Source organism: Faecalicoccus sp. LCP19S3_E2 (assembly GCF_052121255.1).
Classification (GTDB): Bacteria; Bacillota_I; Bacilli_A; order Erysipelotrichales; family Erysipelotrichaceae; genus Faecalicoccus.
This window is the reverse complement of sequence record NZ_JBQKEP010000008.1, coordinates 1-18,066: the sequence shown is the minus strand read 5'-3', so window position 1 is coordinate 18,066 and position 18,066 is coordinate 1. Positions and strand designations below refer to the sequence as shown.

General features: G+C 38.9%; 20 protein-coding genes. 15 read left to right on the top strand and 5 right to left on the bottom strand.

Annotation, left to right across the window (positions count from 1 at the left end; translation table 11 throughout):
- The first annotated feature begins 451 nt into the window (after positions 1–451).
- Positions 452–1,063: a hypothetical protein gene (locus ACTQX6_RS08345; protein WP_441657419.1), complete on the top strand. Its 612-nt coding sequence runs from the start codon at positions 452–454 to the stop codon at positions 1,061–1,063.
- Positions 1,064–1,208: 145 nt separating this feature from the next.
- Complete coding sequence (locus tag ACTQX6_RS08340; protein WP_168966944.1) at positions 1,209–1,418, top strand: hypothetical protein; 210 nt, start codon at positions 1,209–1,211, stop codon at positions 1,416–1,418.
- Positions 1,419–1,585: 167 nt separating this feature from the next.
- Here ACTQX6_RS08340 and ACTQX6_RS08335 read toward each other — a convergent pair whose 3' ends face one another.
- From ACTQX6_RS08335 to ACTQX6_RS08320, 4 genes are all read right to left on the bottom strand, one after another.
- Positions 1,586–1,972 (bottom strand): hypothetical protein, encoded by a 387-nt coding sequence (locus ACTQX6_RS08335; RefSeq protein ID WP_117446069.1) that lies wholly within the window; start codon positions 1,970–1,972, stop codon positions 1,586–1,588.
- Positions 1,973–1,980: 8 nt separating this feature from the next.
- Positions 1,981–2,379, bottom strand: a complete 399-nt coding sequence (locus tag ACTQX6_RS08330) for an HIRAN domain-containing protein (protein ID WP_117446068.1) — start codon at positions 2,377–2,379, stop codon at positions 1,981–1,983.
- Positions 2,364–3,146: a hypothetical protein gene (locus ACTQX6_RS08325; RefSeq protein WP_117446067.1), complete on the bottom strand. Its 783-nt coding sequence runs from the start codon at positions 3,144–3,146 to the stop codon at positions 2,364–2,366. Before ACTQX6_RS08325 ends, ACTQX6_RS08330 begins: the two co-directional genes overlap by 16 nt.
- Before the next feature lie 65 nt (positions 3,147–3,211).
- Positions 3,212–4,363, bottom strand: a complete 1,152-nt coding sequence (locus ACTQX6_RS08320) for a DUF349 domain-containing protein (protein WP_181965590.1) — start codon at positions 4,361–4,363, stop codon at positions 3,212–3,214.
- A 175-nt stretch (positions 4,364–4,538) separates the two neighbouring features.
- Here ACTQX6_RS08320 and ACTQX6_RS08315 point away from each other — a divergent pair, with 175 nt between their 5' ends.
- Positions 4,539–5,450, top strand: coding sequence for an alpha/beta fold hydrolase (locus tag ACTQX6_RS08315; RefSeq protein WP_294689166.1), 912 nt, complete (start codon positions 4,539–4,541; stop codon positions 5,448–5,450).
- Here the strand turns inward: ACTQX6_RS08315 and ACTQX6_RS08310 are convergent.
- Positions 5,447–6,817, bottom strand: coding sequence for an NAD(P)/FAD-dependent oxidoreductase (locus tag ACTQX6_RS08310; RefSeq protein WP_294689167.1), 1,371 nt, complete (start codon positions 6,815–6,817; stop codon positions 5,447–5,449). The genes ACTQX6_RS08315 and ACTQX6_RS08310 overlap by 4 nt on opposite strands.
- A gap of 300 nt (positions 6,818–7,117) precedes the next feature.
- On the opposite strand from ACTQX6_RS08310, the gene rnmV reads away from it, so the two are divergent.
- From rnmV to dusB, 12 genes are read left to right on the top strand one after another with little or no spacing between them, the layout of a single operon-like run.
- A complete protein-coding gene (gene rnmV, locus ACTQX6_RS08305; RefSeq protein WP_168966639.1) occupies positions 7,118–7,642 on the top strand; it encodes a ribonuclease M5 in 525 nt (174 codons plus the stop codon).
- Positions 7,643–7,644: 2 nt separating this feature from the next.
- Complete coding sequence (gene rsmA / locus ACTQX6_RS08300) at positions 7,645–8,484, top strand: 16S rRNA (adenine(1518)-N(6)/adenine(1519)-N(6))-dimethyltransferase RsmA (protein ID WP_259295328.1); 840 nt, start codon at positions 7,645–7,647, stop codon at positions 8,482–8,484.
- Complete coding sequence (ispE, locus tag ACTQX6_RS08295) at positions 8,481–9,311, top strand: 4-(cytidine 5'-diphospho)-2-C-methyl-D-erythritol kinase (protein ID WP_294689168.1); 831 nt, start codon at positions 8,481–8,483, stop codon at positions 9,309–9,311. Before rsmA ends, ispE begins: the two co-directional genes overlap by 4 nt.
- 8 nt (positions 9,312–9,319) lie before the next feature.
- Complete coding sequence (locus tag ACTQX6_RS08290; RefSeq protein WP_117446060.1) at positions 9,320–9,529, top strand: DUF1146 domain-containing protein; 210 nt, start codon at positions 9,320–9,322, stop codon at positions 9,527–9,529.
- Between the two features lie 2 nt (positions 9,530–9,531).
- Positions 9,532–10,458: a rod shape-determining protein gene (locus tag ACTQX6_RS08285; protein ID WP_294689169.1), complete on the top strand. Its 927-nt coding sequence runs from the start codon at positions 9,532–9,534 to the stop codon at positions 10,456–10,458.
- Entirely contained in the window at positions 10,455–11,525 is a 1,071-nt protein-coding gene (locus ACTQX6_RS08280; RefSeq protein WP_294689170.1) for an MraY family glycosyltransferase, read from the top strand. The genes ACTQX6_RS08285 and ACTQX6_RS08280 overlap by 4 nt, the downstream gene beginning before the upstream one ends.
- A 44-nt stretch (positions 11,526–11,569) precedes the next feature.
- Positions 11,570–12,112: a hypothetical protein gene (locus tag ACTQX6_RS08275; RefSeq protein WP_294689171.1), complete on the top strand. Its 543-nt coding sequence runs from the start codon at positions 11,570–11,572 to the stop codon at positions 12,110–12,112.
- 12 nt (positions 12,113–12,124) lie between these two features.
- Entirely contained in the window at positions 12,125–13,288 is a 1,164-nt protein-coding gene (gene tilS, locus ACTQX6_RS08270) for a tRNA lysidine(34) synthetase TilS (protein WP_117446055.1), read from the top strand.
- A 26-nt stretch (positions 13,289–13,314) separates the two neighbouring features.
- Positions 13,315–13,857: a hypoxanthine phosphoribosyltransferase gene (gene hpt / locus ACTQX6_RS08265; protein WP_181965588.1), complete on the top strand. Its 543-nt coding sequence runs from the start codon at positions 13,315–13,317 to the stop codon at positions 13,855–13,857.
- Between the two features lie 15 nt (positions 13,858–13,872).
- Entirely contained in the window at positions 13,873–15,822 is a 1,950-nt protein-coding gene (gene ftsH, locus ACTQX6_RS08260; RefSeq protein ID WP_117446054.1) for an ATP-dependent zinc metalloprotease FtsH, read from the top strand.
- 36 nt (positions 15,823–15,858) lie between these two features.
- Positions 15,859–16,752: an Hsp33 family molecular chaperone HslO gene (hslO, locus tag ACTQX6_RS08255; protein WP_117446053.1), complete on the top strand. Its 894-nt coding sequence runs from the start codon at positions 15,859–15,861 to the stop codon at positions 16,750–16,752.
- A complete protein-coding gene (gene dusB / locus ACTQX6_RS08250) occupies positions 16,745–17,713 on the top strand; it encodes a tRNA dihydrouridine synthase DusB (RefSeq protein WP_117446071.1) in 969 nt (322 codons plus the stop codon). The genes hslO and dusB overlap by 8 nt, the downstream gene beginning before the upstream one ends.
- Positions 17,714–18,066 lie beyond the last annotated feature (353 nt).

Sequence of the window (18,066 nt, the reverse complement as noted above, 5' to 3'; positions counted from 1 at the left end):
AAAACCACAAGTCGCCGATGACAATTTCAGGGATGAAGAAATGAGAATGTCCTATTTTTGAGCGTACGAATAAAAATCAGATACAAGGCTAAATAATGGATGAGAGGACTGTTCATACCAAAGTCTAAATGTCTAACAGAACAAAAAAACAGACAAAAAAATTTGGAAGTTATGAAAGAAGCAAGATTCGTGAATTGATTTAGGAAGTCTTGAATGAATTTGAGTTCTATTCCTCTTAGATTGTTTAAGAATGTTTCATTAATCAGAGTACATCTTCTGATATATCAAAGAATATTTCTGAATTTGATGTAATATATGCAAAGGTATCCCATTTTTAGTTAAAATCAGAAAAATTCAACTTTTTTCATAGTTTTTTGAAATTTTATCGTAACTAATAATAGGAAGGTTTCTAATTTCCATCTATGTGTAACGAAAGAGAGGTGAAAAAACGATGGAAGAAAGAAAAGTTTGGGAAGCTTTATTGAAGGATCCCCAACGATCCTATGATGCCCAGTGCAAGAAGATCCTGTCTTTAAAAAAGATTCTGGCCTATCTCTATAAAGAGTGCTTATCCGAATACAGGCATCTTTCCTTAAAGGAGATTTATGATCGGCTGGATACGGATCCAACATCGAATAAAATGGTCAGCCAAAATGTAGAGGATCTCAAGATACCGGACAGTAAGGTTTCCTATGATCTGCTGTTTAAGTTTGCCCATCCAAAGGATCCGAAAAGAAGGCTATGGATCGATATGGAACCGCAGGGAATCGACCCGGGAAAAGATGTCCTGTATCATCGAGGGTTCTACTATGTCTGCCGACTGATTGACGGACAAAGAAACGATCCACAGGGATTTACAGGGGATGCGTATGCGGATATGCACAAAGTGATTTCTTTTTGGATCTGTTTAAGGCATCCTAGGTACAAAGATAACAAACTCTACCGATATTATGTAGAGGAGAATCGAATAACGGGAAAGGGCAAAACAAAACGAAGAGGCAAGGATACGATGGAAGTCCTGATCCTGTATCCCCGGAGACGATATCGATACGATTTCTACTGAAGAGATCCTAAAGCGCCCCAGGGATGTGATGGAGTTCATACAGCTGATCTTTCTGTCAAACAGGAAGGCGGAGCAGATCCTGGAAATCCTAGAGAAAAAATATGATACACTATTAGAAAAAGAGGAAGAGGAGGAGGTCAGGAAGATGTGTACGTTTAGCGAGGCATTGATCGAGAAAGGCGAGCTGAGAGGTGAGACCAAAGGTACGATCAAAGGTATTCTTCAAGGAAAAGCTGACAGTGTTCTACAATTGGTCAAAAATCATATCGCATCCAATATTGAACAGGCAATGGATATGTTGTCTGTAGATGAAAAAATGCGTTCAGATATAGAAAGAATTTTAGAAAACAGATAAGAATGGTTTTATTGATCACAGGAAGTTAGTTCATTTATGTTTAAAAGCCAGGCGTCTTGATTTGAGTTGTCTGGCTTTTTGTCTTTAAAAAAAGCCCAATGAAGTCTTCTTTTTGTTGAATCTGTGCTTTGATGTCTTTCATTTCCTGATAATTCTAAACTTTTTTTCTACCGTTTTTTTGATAACATATTTAGCTTTTTGGCTTTTTTTTCATCTTTTTGGACATAGATTCCTTTTTTATACATTCTTGAAAGATTCTTTATGCCGTTTAGATCATTGATCAGAGCAGCTTCTAAATAACATCGATATGCATTTTCTAAGTCGTCATTTTGTTCGTAAAGCTCGCCTAGTAAAGGGATTAATTCTTTATAGCCAGCCTCAATTCCACGATGATAGGTACGAAAAGCGCAGTCAATCATTCCATTCCAATTAAAATCAAATGCGAGTTGTTCATATTCTTCCATTGATAAATGTATAGTATCTTCTGTATCATAGAAGATTAAGTTCCATCCTTCGATCAAACGTCTGTTTTGTGGATCGTATTTAAATTCCATAAGTATACCTAAAAATCTACTAAATATATGGATATCCGAACATCCATGAAGCTCTTTTTCTTTTGAATCGATTTGATTTTGGCACTTAATGCCTTTCCTGCATCCATTAATCGTGAAAATACAATATTATCCTTTTCAGGGATATAACCAAGTTTTTTATTGGAAGAGTCTAAGACGACTATGGCATTTGGATCAAATTGATTTTGTTCACGTACTAGTTTTAAAGATTCTTGCGGGTTCAGTTGTAGTAAAATGGATGGATCTTTTAAATGTGTTGTACCTGCAATATAAGTATCAAATAAATGAATTTCACGAATTAACGGTTTTAAAAGCTTATCAACACCACCATTTTGATTCAATGTTTCTACTAATTCATTGGAATGGTTTTGTATCAATTCATTTGACATGTTTGAAACACCTCCTGGTCTTCTAAAAGTTTACTGATCACATCATTAAGCTTATTTTGATAGTCTTTATAAGATTGAATTTCTTTTTTTAATTCAATATCTTTTTGATAAATTTTGTCTTCATCCATTACAATAAATTTATAGGTATAAGGTTCATTTTGAATATATTCTTGAATTTCTTCTTTTAGCTGTAGAATTTTTTCATCTATATTAGGTATATCGATAGAACGCGCATAACAATGGAGGTCTTGAAGTATCCTTTGAACTAAAACATCTAATTCACTTAACTCTTTGGTATCATTAGCTTGATATGCAATCGTAATTTGATTCCATAAGTCCATTAATTCAGGTGTTTTATCGGTTAATGGATTGACATCTGGATGAATTTGTTTGGCAAGTCGACGATAAAGCTGTTTAGAACGTTTGATTTCATAGTCGCTGGAATATTTAAGCTTTTTACAATTCTTGACATCATTAAGTAGTTGTTCAAGATAATTATTATAAGATGTCATTTCATGTTTAAGAATATAGTTGATTTTATGTATATCAATACCTTGATTTTGATTGATTTGAAATTGAAAAAGGGAAATTTTCTTTTTAAGACGAATGCATTCTACTTTGAGTCTGTAAAGAGTAACAATTTTTTCACCGAAATGATGTAGATACAAACCCTGATATTGATTTGCCTCTTTTTGAATTTGATCCTTTTCGAGTAATAAGTTTTCATATTGTTTATATTTTGAATCTGAATGTATTGTAATAGACATAAATATCACCAATATCATTATAAGACAATACTAAAAAAAGCTCGATTTTTTTACGAGCTTTTCTACTATTCACCAATCTTAGAATCGATATCTTCGATTTGTGCTTCCAGTTCTTTGATGAAGTCTTCTTTTTGTTGAATCTGCGCTTCGATGTCTTTCATTTCCTGCTCAGAAACTAAGCCATACAAAGAATCTTGAAGACGTTCAATCTGACGTTTTTGATTGTTCAATAAATCAACTTTACGAGCACGAGCATCTTTCATACGATTCTGATGATCGGCCTGACGTTTGGCATTTGATTTTCCTAAACCGTCAAAATAGATATCGTTGATTTCACGGAATTCATTCCAGATCTTATCATCTTTATTCTTTCCGCAGGAACCGATTTTTTTCCATTGTACCGCAAGATCCTTCATCGTTTCTGTATTTTCACGAGAATAATCTTCGCTATCCTTAATAGCACGAGCTTTTTCAATCAATTCTTGTTTTTCTTTCAAATTGACAGCTTGTGTACTATGCAATTCTTCATAGAAAGCGTTACGGCGGGTATAGAATTTTTGACGGGCGCTATTAAAGGCTTCCCACAAAGCGTCGTTATCTTCTTTTCCCGCAAATCCGGCTTCTCTCCATTGCGTCATTAAATCACGGAATTTTTCAGATGTTTTTTTCCATTCAACAGAATCTTCAAGCTCTTTGGCTTTTTCAATGAGAGCCTCTTTAGCTTCTTTGGCTTTATCAAAGTTTTGATTCATGTTTTCCCAGGCTTCCTGTTTGCGGTCATAGAATACCTGTCGTGCTTTCTGGAATTCTTCCCAGAGAACGTCATCTAAATTACGTCCGGCACTTGGGATTTTTTTCCATTCTTCAAACAATTCCTGCTGCGCTTTTGTCGTCTGTTTCAGATCTTTGGCTTGCGATAATTCTTTCGCTTTCTCGATCAGAGCGCGTTTAGCTGCTTCGTGTTCTTTTTCGGCTTCTTTAAACTTTGCATAGAAAGCATCGATGGCTGCCTCAAAGCGATTTTTTAGATCTTCTTCGTACTCGCTTTCCCAATAATGAATCTGTCTCCAGCTGCGTCGTAACTGATTGATTTTCTGGCTGGCTTCATGATCATCTTCTATTTCATCGATTTTCTCTGCCTCTAGCACAAGAGCCTCTTTTTGTTGGATATCTTCATCCATATCGTCGTATTTTTCTTCAAAGTAGTTTTCGTTCATACGCTCACCCCCTACTTTTTGATACATATATGAAGTATATCACAAAATCAGAAACATCCCAAGAAATTCCACAAAATTCCTAGTGGTTTTCTAAAAATAGTAGAAAATGATCGCAAAATTGCAGTTGTAAATGTAAATAATACGTGTTTCAATAGAAACAAGAAAGAGGTTTATCATGAATACAAAAGAATTTATAATATCATCTTCAAGTGATGAACTTGCCTTGTCGGCCTTGTTGATCCAGCCAGATACTGCGTTAAAGGGAGTCATCGTGATTTTACATGGTATGGCCGAACATAAAGAGCGTTATGTTGATTTTATGCAGGCGTGTGCGAAAGACGGGTATGCGGCACTGATCTATGATCATAGAGGGCATGGAGAAAGCGTATGTTCAAAGGATGACTATGGCTATTTCTATGAGGAGGATGCGGATTATATCGTGGAAGATGTCAAAGATGTGATCAATCATGTCAGACAGGTATTTCCATCAGTTCCGGTTATTTTATTTGCACATTCTATGGGAACACTGGTAGCGCGTCTGTATTGTAAGAAGTATGATGATACAATCGACAAGCTGATTCTTTCCGGACCGGTCGTTAAAAATCCACTAGTTACAGCAGCACTTTTTTTGACAAACGTTTTAAGCTTATGTTTTGGTAAGCATCACCGCAGTCATTTTATTCAATCTCTGGCTTTTGGTGGATATGATCGAAAATTTGAAGGAATCCATGAGAATCGCTGGTTATCGGAAAATATGCATAATGTGATGGCGTATAACGCAGAAGAAAAAGATGGTTTTATCTTTACGTTGAATGGGTTTAAAAATCTGTTTTTGATGGTGAAAAGAACATTTGATGGAAAAGGCTGGAAAGTTAAAAATCCCACTCTTCCGATTTTGTTTCTGGCAGGAGAAAACGATCCTGTCATTGGCTCTGTAGAACAACTGCATCAGGCAGAAGATGACATGCGTAGACAAGGATACGATACGATCGAAGAAAAAGTATATTCGCATATGCGACACGAAATATTACAGGAAGAAAAAAAGGATACCGTGATTTGCGATATCCTTGACTTTATCAAGTCTTAAAGCTCTTTGGCAATTTCTCTTGCGACGTAAACACCACTGGCACTGGCATGGCTCAAGGAGTGGGTAACACCGGAACAATCCCCGATTACAAACAATCCTTTATGACATGTTTCTAAGCGTTTGTCCACCTGTACCTGCATATTGTAGAATTTGACTTCCACACCATACAACAAAGTATCATCGCTTGCGGTTGACGGACAGACTTCATCCAATGCGTAGATCATTTCGATGATATCATCCAACTGGCGCTTTGGAATGACCAGAGACAGATCCCCCGGTGTTGCCTTTAAGGTTGGTTTTACAAATCCGGATGCGATACGACTTGGTGTAGAACGCTGACCACGGATTAGATCACCAAAACGCTGGACGATGACACCGCCGCCTAACATATTGGAAAGACGGGCAATCGATTCACCATACTGGTTGCTTTGGGAGAACGGCTCAGTAAAGTGGTTGGAAACCAACAGAGCAAAATTGGTGTTGTTGGTGTATTTTGCCGGATCTTCATAGCTGTGTCCATTTACGGTGACGATACCGTTAGTGTTTTCGTTAACCACGACACCATGAGGATTCATACAGAAAGTACGAACCAAATCCTGGTACTTTTTGGATCGATACACAATCTTGGATTCATATAAAGAATCAGTCAGCTCGCTAAAGGTATCGGCGGCCAGTTCAACACGTACACCGATATCCACACGATTGCTTTCGGTCTTGATACCAAGGTTTGAGCAAACACTCTCCATCCATTTACTTCCGGAACGACCGGTCGAAATAATGCAGCGATGTCCCTGGTATCGCTTCTGATTTTGACAAACGACTTCATAGCCGCTTTCTGTTTTTTCAACGGTATCAACTGGTGTATAGAAATAGAAATCGACTTTTTCTTTTAGGATATCGTACAGATTTCCCAGCACAATATAGTTAATATCCGTACCTAAATGACGCACGTTTGCCTTTAAAAGATGCAGATTGTGCTGCAGACACTTTTTGGCGATTTCTGTATGTGTGTTGACATACAGCTTTGTCTGGGCACCGCCATATTCACAGTTGATCTGATCGACATATTCCATCAGTTCGATGGCTTGTTTATGTCCGACATAATTGAACAAGTCACCGCCGAATTCATTGGTGATGTTGTATTTTCCATCGCTGAAGGCACCAGCCCCTCCAAAACCATTCATAATGGCACAAGTCTTACAGTGGATACAGGATTTGATCTTTTCTCCATCGATCGGACATTTTCTTTTTTCTAATGGTCCACCGGTTTCAAAGATTGCGATTTTAGCTTCCGGTTTTTCTTTGAGCAGTTCGTAGGCTGAGAAAATACCGCCGGGGCCTGCTCCAATAATGATTACATCATACATACGACACACTTCCTTTTTTTCAAACCTTGAGTATTATTCATGAAAACAAAAGAATTGTCAATATTTTGGTTTATAATCCTTTTCCTTATATAATAGGAAAGAACACATACTTTTCTTTTCATGTCTATATGTTTATTATACGGAATTTATCGCTGTAACAAAAGATGGAATATTTGAGTTCTTTATAAACCGTGCTATAATGGTTGTCGATTAAGGGGGTAAATAAAAGAGAAACGGCCGTCACCTGTTCAAACCCCGAACAAACCCCATTATGACGCTGCCTTCTCTTTTTTATTATCTATGAAACAAAAAATCAAGGAAATCATCGTTGTGGAAGGGAAAAATGATACAAATCGGCTTCAGTCTTATTTCGATTGTGATACGATTGAAACAGGTGGAGATCAACTTCAAAGGGAGACGATTGAAAGAATCAAAGAGGCACAGAAAAAAAGAGGTGTCATCATTTTTACCGATCCCGATCATCCGGGAGAACACATTCGAAGAATGATACAAGAGCATATACCAAATTGTAAACATGCGTTTATTGATAAATACAAGGCAAGAACGACAAAAAAGGTCGGTGTAGAACATGCTTCGCAAAAAGATTTATGGGAATCGCTATGCCATGTGGTTACTTTTGAACAAGGTGTCAGCACGTTAAGCTGGGAAGAGTTTGTAGATTTGGGATTGACAGGCTTAGCTGACAGTGCGCAAAGAAGAGAGAAGATTTGTCAGAAGTTTCATATCGGGCCTTGTAATGCGAAGACATGCTTTAAACGCTTGAATCAGATGAAAGTGACAAGAAAAGAAATTGAGGAAGAATGAGTATGCAGCCGATTGCGACGATCAAAAGGACAAAAGAGATTCAGGAAAGATATCAAATCTTTACGAAAAAGAGCTATGGACAAAACTTTATCATAGAGCCTAAGGTCGTGGAAAAGATCGCACAGGCAGCTATAGAAGATCCTTCGGAGCTAGTCTTTGAGATCGGACCGGGGATTGGAGCCTTGACACAGTTTTTATGCCAAAGAGCCGATCGTGTTATCGCTTTGGAAATTGATGAAAGACTGCCGGAAATCTTAAAACGGGAAATTGATGGAAATCTGGAAATCATCTTACAGGATGTATTAAGTATAGATATTGATGAATTGATCGCATCTAAACGTAAGGATCATCAAAAAGTAGTTTTTGCCAGCAACTTGCCGTATTACATTACGACTCCTATTCTTTTTAAATTATTTGAAGCCAAAGAGCCGATTGAACGGATTACCGTGATGATGCAAAAGGAAGTGGGCGCACGTTTTTTGGCTACCAATTGTGAAAGTGAATACAATGCGTTGAGTGTAATTACTCAATATCGTTGTGATGTAAAGAAGATCATGGATGTTTCGCGCCATGTATTTTGGCCAAAGCCTAATGTGGATTCGATGGTCGTGCAGTTTACCTTTCATCATAAATATCGTGTAGAAAATGAAGATTTCTTCTTTGAGATGGTTAAAGCTTGTTTTCAGCAGAGAAGAAAAACCATTTATAACAATTTAGGCCAGTGGTTAAAAGATAAGAAAAAAGCAGAGGAAGTGCTTGCTAAGGCGAGTATTCCTTTGAATACAAGAGCACAGCAATTAAGTTTAGACGATTTTATTTTGTTGTATGAGGTGTTGGCATGAAAATAAAGGCACAGGCAAAAGTGAATCTCGCTTTAGATGTAGTGGGAATCATGGAAAACGGATATCATGAACTTGATATGATCATGGCACCGGTTTCCTTATATAATGAAATAGAAATCCATCCATCCCAACAAGATTTGATTACATGCGATACCATGATTCTTCCAAAAAATTCAACCATTCACAGAACCTTACAGGTCTTAAAAGAGAAAAAGCCGGATCTGCCTCATTATCAGATTCATGTGATCAAGCATATTCCCGATCAAGCCGGACTAGCCGGCAGCAGTGCTGATGCAGCTGCTGTATTTAAGGCTGTTTGTGCCATGGAAGGACTTTCTATGGAGTTGGATGAGCAATTAAAGCTTGCGGCTCGTATTGGCGCTGACGTCCCTTTTTGTATGGTTAATCGATTCGCCAGAGTCAAAGGAATCGGAGAAAAAATCGAATGCATCACAACCGATTGGAAATTGCCTTGCCTTTTAGTCAAACCATCGTTTGGCATATCGACCCCTCAGGCTTTCCAACTTTGGGAGAGTGGAGATCAATGTTCTATAGATGTATCACAAATTCAGAAATGCATTGAACAAAAAGACTATAATTCTTTGATAAGGACGATGCAGAACGCATTGGAAACACCAGCATTTATGTTGCAGCCATCTTTAAAGGAATTAAAGGAATCGATGGAAAAGTTTGGCTTGGATCGCGTCATGATGACCGGTTCCGGTTCCTGTCTGATGGGCTTTTCATTCAATCAGGAACTTTTATTACAGACACAGAAATATTTTTCAAATCAAGGCTATTTCAGTCAGATCGTTACGATCGGTTAGGAGGAAGTATGGCCAATTCAATCATAGAAATTATTTTATATATTGTGTGCTTTGTGTTGAGTTTTTATGCGATCAGTGCCGTGCAGTTCGATAAGTTCTGTCGTGTGAAACAGCCTGCGAAAGTGACATTATTGATGTTTTTATGCGCATTGGCCTTATCGTATCTTTGTACACAGGCCATATTAGCGTTGACGATCTATAACGGATTGGGTGTTTAAATATGTTTGAACGCTGGTTTTTATTAGATGCGGGTGCTTATGAATTGCGTTTGCATGATTGTTCCAAACATACCGATGCCAAAACAAGAACGATCGTTGCCGTAAAAAATAATCAGCCTTTATTCTATGGACAGGAGGCAATTTCCTGCATCTACCAGGATCCTTTGATGCAGATACGTTATCCGATCTGGGAAGACTCTGTGGATTCCATGATTCATTCTCTGATTGAAAACTGTATGAATGTCTTGCAGGCGGATCAATCTTTGTTAAAGCCATGCATTTGGATGGCAGTTCCCAATTGGTATGATGAAGCCTACCGCACAAAATGGCAGCACATTCTATTAGATAGTGGTATCAAAAAAGTGAAGTTCATCACGAATATGGATTTACTGCAGACCAAAGAAGCTTGTTTTTTAATTCATGCCGGTCATTCTTATACGGAAATGGGAATTTATGTGAACGGAACTTGCCGATCATATAAGAAGATATTTTTTGCGGGAAGTCGTATGGATGAGCAGATCAAACGTATCGTTGCGACAAAAACCAACTGTCTGATTTCCAATGAAGATGCGATGGCATTAAAAAAAGCGGCGAGCGATGCATTTTGGAAAAATCAAAATGTGCGTCTTTCCTGCACAGCACTGGATCGTTATCAACATATGCAAAGAATTTCCATCAGTGCCTGGGATCTGTGGCCGGGAATGGAAATGATAGAGCAGCAGATCGTACTTTGGGCCAAACAGTGTTTTAAGGAACAACCTTTGCAGATGAAAGAAGCACTGTTGAAAAATGGCTTCCTTTTAAGTGGAGGGCTGGCACATTGTTTTGGATTAAGACAGCTTTTGGAACAGGCGTTTGGTTGTACGATACTGCATACAAACACTCCGGAATATGATATCATCAATACGATGAAGGAGCTGAAGGGATGATCGATCTGCAGTGGATCTTGTTAGCGTTTTTGGGTAGCTTGATCCTGACCCCACTTGTAAAAAAATATTCCGTTTTGGCTAAAGCCTATGCTAAGGAAAATGAAAGAACAGTACATCATGGCTTGATTTCCCGAATCGGCGGGGTAGCCATCTATCTTTCTTTTATCGTGGTTGCTTCTTTGTTTATTGAGGTGGATTCAACGATCAATGGTGTGATTCTTGGCGGAAGTATCATGTTTTTTGCGGGACTGGTTGATGATTTGATCGATCTAAAACCGCGTATGAAGCTTTTTCTGGAACTGATTGCCGCTATTGTTGCGATATATTTTGGGGTTCGTGTTGATATCATTCGACTCCCATTTGGCATAACGATCGATATCGGTATCTTTTCTGTTCTGTTTACCTTGATTTGGATCATCGGCATCACAAATGCGGTTAATTTGATTGATGGTTTAGATGGACTTGCCGGTGGATTGTGTGTTATTGTGCTGATCATCATTGGCAGTATGGCTATCATCGAAAGACGTCTTGATATCATGTCTTTGGCATTCATTCTTGCCAGCAGCATTTTAGGCTTTCTTGTATATAACTGCCATCCGGCCAGTATATTTATGGGCGACTGTGGTTCGCTATTCTTGGGATTCATGGTTTCCACTATATCGATCATGGGCTTTAAATCCAGTACGATCATGACACTTGCCTTGCCGGTACTGATTTTGATGGTTCCCATTATTGATACATTGTCTGCCATTTTGCGCAGAACCTTAAAAGGACAACGCTTTATGCAGGCTGATAAAAGCCATCTTCATCATCTTTTGATGCGGCAGTTTGGCCATCGCAATACAGTAATTATCCTATGTGGGGTGACTTCTTTATTCGGTGTCAGTGCCTTTGTTTACATGATCAATCGAACGATTGGCTTCTTTGTGATGCTTGTCATCCTGTTTGGAGTAGAACTCTTTATTGAAAAATCATCAATGATCTCCAACCATTATCATCCCATTCTAAGTGTGAGCCATTGGATACAGGCGCAGGGGATACGTTTAAAAAATAAGCGAAAAAAATAGAGATGTGTCATTTTTTGGTCACATCTTTTTGTTTTGATTAGAATATGGAACCAAAAGAATGGCTTAAACAAAAAGAATATGGCATCTCTGCTTGTGCCCTAGAACAATTGATTCATCAGGCAAAAAAAGAGGAAATGGAAATGTTGAAGGCATTAAATCCGAATGAAGTGTATGATTATATGATTTCAAAGTTGAATTTTTGTCAAAGAAAACAGACATATAACTATAAAGAAATACTACCGGAGATACGAATTCGTAAAGGCGATATTTGTTTTATAGATTTTGGACAGGCCTACCTAATGGAGATTGGTTATCAGCATTTTGGATTGATTCTTGCGTTTAAACACCATAAAGCGTTTGTAGTGCCGATGACAGGGAAACCGATTCGTAAAATGAAGAGCCATCTTTTCGCATTGGGAGAGATTTCGGGCCTTTACAAAGAATCGTGTCTCTTTTTAAATGATGCCAAATGGATCAATACCGCACGTATTATTGATGTCAAAGGACATATCGATCCAAAGGGTAAACAGTTTCAACAAATTTTAAAATGCGTATGCGAATGCATTGGAGCATTTCAAAAAGGATGATAAAATAGTTGCATGGTTCAATATCAAGGAATAGTGGCTTGTTCAGGCGGCCCTGACAGCATGGCTTTGTTGGCAAAGCTGTGTTATAAAAAAGTCATTGTGGCACATGTCAATTACCATAAAAGAGATACTGCAGATCGCGATGAACAGATTGTTCGCAATTTTTGTGATCAACATCATCTTCCTTTGTTTGTATATGCGCCCAAACAAGAGAAAGCTGGTAACTTTCAATCTTGGGCAAGGCAGGTGCGTTATGATTTTTTTGTCGATCTGGCTTTGAAATATCACATTGATACAATTTATGTTGCGCATCAAAAAGATGATCTGTTGGAAACCTATTTCTTTCAGAAACAACGGCATATGCTTTGTGAAACTTATGGCTTGAAAGTCGAAAGTATGTATAAAGGAATACGTATTTGCCGTCCCTTGCTTGGCCTCAGTAAAAAAGAATGTATGCAGTATTGTTTGGACCATGGGATTCCTTTTGGAATCGATGAATCGAACTTAAAGGATGATTATACCCGCAATCAAATTCGTCATTCCTTGGTAGATACACTCTCTGAAGACCAAAAAGAGGAATGGCTTCATACGATCGAAAAAGAAAATAGAGAATGGAATAAAAAAAGAGAACAGATTTCTTTATTTTTGGATACTTGGGATCAAAGTGTGGATTCTTTGCCGGATTGGTTATTTTTGGAAGAATGGCTCTTTCGATGCACACAAAAAAGGTTTTCCAAAAGGGAATGTATGGATTTGATGAAGCAGCTGCAAAGTGATACTTTGATCGATCTGGGTGATTACGATCTGGAAAGCTATCATAAAAAGCTGTATCTTCAAAAGAAAAAAAATCCGGTTTTCATTCAATTGACTTCTTTGAAATATGGTCAATATGAAGGCTTTTCTATTGAAAAAACGGGAAGGAAAATTGAAGGGATCACACTCTATCCGGAGGACTTTCCCCTGACCATTCGTAGTGTGCAGGCCGGCGATAAGATCGAAATGGTCTGGGGAACCAAAAAGATCCATCGCATCTTCATCGATAGAAAGATTCCAAGGATTTTACGAAAAAATTGGCTGGTTGTAGAAAACAGTAAGAAAAGAATCATTTTTGTACCAAAAATAGGCTGTGATGTCCAACATTTTAGTGTTAAACCGAATGCTTTTATGATACAATGAAATTCGTATCTTAAGGAGATTATGTTATGATCAGTAAGGATATTCAAAAAGTTTTGATTAGTGAAGATCAAATTGAAGAACGCTGCGAAGAACTCGCAAAGGAAATTGAAAATGATTATAATGCGAAAGGAGAAATTCCGATCATCGTTGGATTGTTAAAAGGAAGTGTGCCGTTTATGGCAGAGTTGATCAAACGATTCACATTTGCCTGTGAAATCGACTTTATGTCTGTCAGCTCTTATGATGGTACTGAATCAATCGGAGATGTGCGCATTGACAAAGATATGGACCTTTCTTGTAAAGGACGTCCTGTCTTGATCGTAGAAGATATCGTTGATACAGGGCGAACTTTAAAAGAGGTCAAAAAGCTGCTTTTGCGAAAAGGGGCCAAGGATGTTAAAGTTGTCAGTCTGTTAGATAAGCCGGAGCGTAGAGTTGTGGATATCGAAGCAGAATATACAGGCTTCCCTGTACCAAATGAATTCGTAGTGGGCTATGGTTTAGACTACAACCAGAAATATCGGAATTTACCTTACATAGGAATACTGAAACCTGAAGTTTACCAGTAACCAAGGAGGATGCCCATGAAAAAATGGATCAATTATTTGCCTACGTTGTTTGTGATCATGATCGTCTTGTCTCTGTTCTTTTACAGTTCACAAGGATCTACACGGACAATGAATTATACACAATTTGAAAAAATAGCGGAAGATGCGGATTTTGGTGACAGCCGTGTTTCCATTTCCTCTAATATCATCCATGTGAATGGAACCTATTCTCGTCATGATGAAAAAATATCTTACAGTGTGATCATTCCTTATTCAGAATCCAATATGGAATGGTTGAATGAAACATTGACGGATGATGGTGGAGAAATTACGGTAGAAGATCCAAACCAATCCAGTATTTGGATCACATTGTTGTCCAATATACTACCGTTAGTGATTATAGGAGTCTTTTTCTATATCATGTTTGCCAAAATGGGCGGTGGCGGCAGCAACAAAGCATTTGAGTTTGCCAAATCCAAAGCCCGTGTGGAGTCGAATGTAAAGACGCGTTTTAAAGATGTGGCAGGATGTGAAGAAGAAAAAGAAGAAGTAAAAGAAATTATAGATTATCTGAAAAACCCGAAGAAGTTTACCGATATGGGAGCGCATATCCCGAAAGGAATCTTGATGGTAGGTCCGCCGGGAACCGGAAAAACGCTGCTTGCCAAAGCGGTAGCCGGTGAAGCTAACGTACCATTCTTCTCGATTTCCGGATCTGACTTTGTCGAAATGTTTGTCGGTACGGGTGCCAGCCGTGTCCGTGATATGTTTAAGAATGCGCAGAAGAGCGCACCATGTATCGTGTTTATCGATGAAATTGATGCCGTAGGGCGTCAGCGTGGAGCCGGTATGGGCGGTGGAAATGATGAGCGTGAACAGACATTGAACCAATTGTTGGTAGAAATGGATGGTATGACCGATAATATCGGTATCGTCGTGATTGCGGCAACCAACCGTCCGGATGTACTTGACCCGGCTTTGTTGCGAAGCGGACGTTTTGATAGACGTGTAACCGTTAACTTACCGGATGTAAAAGGCCGAAAGGAAATTTTAGAGGTACATGCCCGAAACAAGAAGCTTTCTACTGATGTTTCATTGGAAAATCTGGCGAAAAGAACACCGGGATTTTCCGGGGCCGATCTTGCCAATGTGTTAAATGAAGGTGCCATTCTGGCAGTGCGCAAAAAAGAAAAACAAATCACGATGAATGATTTGGATGAAGCGATTGACCGTGTAATGATGGGGCCGGCCAAAAAGAGCAAGAAATATACAGAAAAAGATAAGATGCTGGTATCGTATCATGAAGCCGGACATGCGGTAATCGGCTTGAAGCTGGAAGATGCCGATATGGTACAAAAAGTTACGATCATTCCACGTGGCGAAGCCGGTGGATATAACTTAATGACACCGCGTGAGGAAAAATACTTCCATCGTAAAAGTGAGTTTATTGCGCGTATTACTGGTCTTTTAGGGGGCCGTACGGCCGAAGAGCTAGTCTTTGGCGAAGTGAGCGCCGGTGCTGTAAACGATATTGAGCAGTTGACAAAGATTGCGAAAAACATGGTTCGTGTTTACGGTATGTCTTCTTTAGGACCAATTCAGTATGCCGATCCACAGGGAAATGTCTTCTTAGGACGTGATTATACGCAGGGAAGTTCTTACTCGGATGGAGTTGCTGATGAAATCGATAAAGAAGTGCGTGCCATCGTTGATGAGTGTCATACACAGTGTCGAAAGATCTTAACGGAAAATCGTGATCTTTTAGACTTGATTGCGAAAAACTTGTTTGAACATGAAACATTGACGAATGAAGAAATCAACAATTTGATGAATTATGGTACTCTGGATAATCCGGAAACAAAAACCGAAACATCGGAAACACCGGAAGAAACAAGCGGACCAGAAGTTCCGCCATTACCAAAACAGGGAGTCGAACAAAAGGATTTGGATGATGCCCTGAATGAATTGACAAAAAAGAAAAGTTAAGGCGTTTTGAACGTCTTTTCTTTTGGAGGAAAGAAAATGAAAGATACTTTATGCAAAGCTTTAGTTTGTCAGGACCATATTCGCCTTTATATGGTGAGAAGTACAGATTTGGTGCAGGAGGCAAGAGATCGTTTTGATTTGTATCCCTGCGCATGTGCCGCATTGGGAAGAGTTTTATCCGTAGGCTCTTTGATGGGAAGCATGTTGAAGGATGAAAAAGAGATGCTGACAATTTCGATCAATGGACACGGCCCGATTGGCTCCTTGATCGTAGATGCTTATCATGACGGAAGTGTACGTGGTTTTTGTTCCAACCCACATGTAGATACAGAATTAAAGGGAAGTGGAAAGCTGGACGTTGGAGCAGTTGTCGGAAAAGAGGGTACATTAACGGTCACAAAAGACTTAAGCATGCAGGAAAACTTTTCCGGAACCGTTGAACTTGTCAGCGGAGAAATCGGAGAAGACTTTGCGTATTATTTTACGAAAAGTGAGCAGACGCCTACGGCGGTCAGTGTCGGTGTGTTGGTGGATCCAAGCGGTAATGTCGTCAGTGCCGGCGCTTTGATTTTGCAGGTATTACCGGATGCGACAGATACAGATATATCCATTTGCGAACATGTTTTGGAAGGCTTAAAACCAATGAGTACATTGATGAAGGAATACGATGATTCCTGCCTGGAACAGTTGGCCAAAGATATGTTTGAAGATGCTCATGTTTTATCAGTGCAGGAGGTTTCTTTTTCCTGCCCATGTTCCAAAGAACGTATGGAAAGAGCGCTGTCCACACTGCATGAAAAGGATTTAAAGGCAATGATAGAGGAAGATCATGGAGCAAAAGTGACCTGTAATTTCTGTAATGAGCGTTATGAATTTACCGAACAGGAATTACAGAGCATTTTGGATAAAAGACATGAAAAAAATGTTTGATATAGGAAAGGTTCACATTGAAAATCCGGTCGTGGTTGCTCCGCTTGCCGGTGTCAGCAATATTGCGTTTCGAAGAATATCAAAACGATTCGGAGCAGGACTTGTCTGTAATGAAATGGTCAGTGACAAAGCTCTGTATTATGCCTCGAAAAAAACTTTTGAAATGTGCCAGTGTGATTCCCATGAACATCCTGTCAGTTTTCAGCTTTTTGGTCATGATATGGATACCGTAGTATATGCGGCAAAATTTATGGATACGCAGACAGATTGCGATATCATTGATTTTAATATGGGCTGTCCGGTCAATAAAGTGATCAAAGCGAAAGCCGGAAGTTATTTGATGAAAGATATTGAATACGCAAAAGAATTGATGGCAAAAGTTGTACAGAGCGTATCAAAACCGGTGACCGTAAAGATGCGTATTGGTTTTGATAAAGATCATATCAATTGTGTAGAATTGGCCAGGGCCATGGAGGAAGTCGGCGTTCAAGCCATTGCGGTACATGGTCGAACACGCTCTCAAATGTATGAAGGAAAAGCCGACTGGTCTTATATCAAAGCGGTAAAAGATGCGGTTTCGATACCTGTCATCGGCAATGGGGATGTACGAAGTGTGGAAGATTTCCATCACATGATGAATGAAACGGGATGCGATGGTGTTATGATCGGACGAGGCATTATCGGAAATCCATTCTTGATTCAAGAATGCGTGGATTCTTTAACCGGACAAAAACATGAGTTTTCAATCGAAGATCGCATTCAAATTTGTCTAGATCATGCACAAGGACTGGCAGATACCAAAGGAGAGTCTATTGCGATTCGTGAGATGAGAGGATTGGCTTCCTGGTATTTAAAGGGTTTACCCAATGCCAGAGAATTTAAAAACCTTTGTTCCGGTATGCAGACCATGGAGGATCTCAAACAAATCTTACATGAATATAAGACAAAAGTAGCGGTGTAATGCCGTTATTTTTGTCTGTTTTTATGCTATTACCATATTACTGTGTCTCCGGAAACGACAGCAATCATATATAGAAGAAAGCATGGATTTATTAGAAGTTGAAGCATCTTTATGACCCTCTATTTTAAAATCTGTACGGAATAGATGAAAGTACGTAGAATGAACTTTGTCATCTATCGTTTCTGAAAGGGAGTGATCATTTCTAAATCAGTATTTTATAACTAAAAAGACAGAGAATCATATGATCTGGTCCCTGTCAAGTGGACACATTAAATAAGTAAAAATTCTTGCCCAATTGGTATTATGCTGATTGGGCTTTGTTTTTAAGTGATTCCTTATATTTTGATATTCTA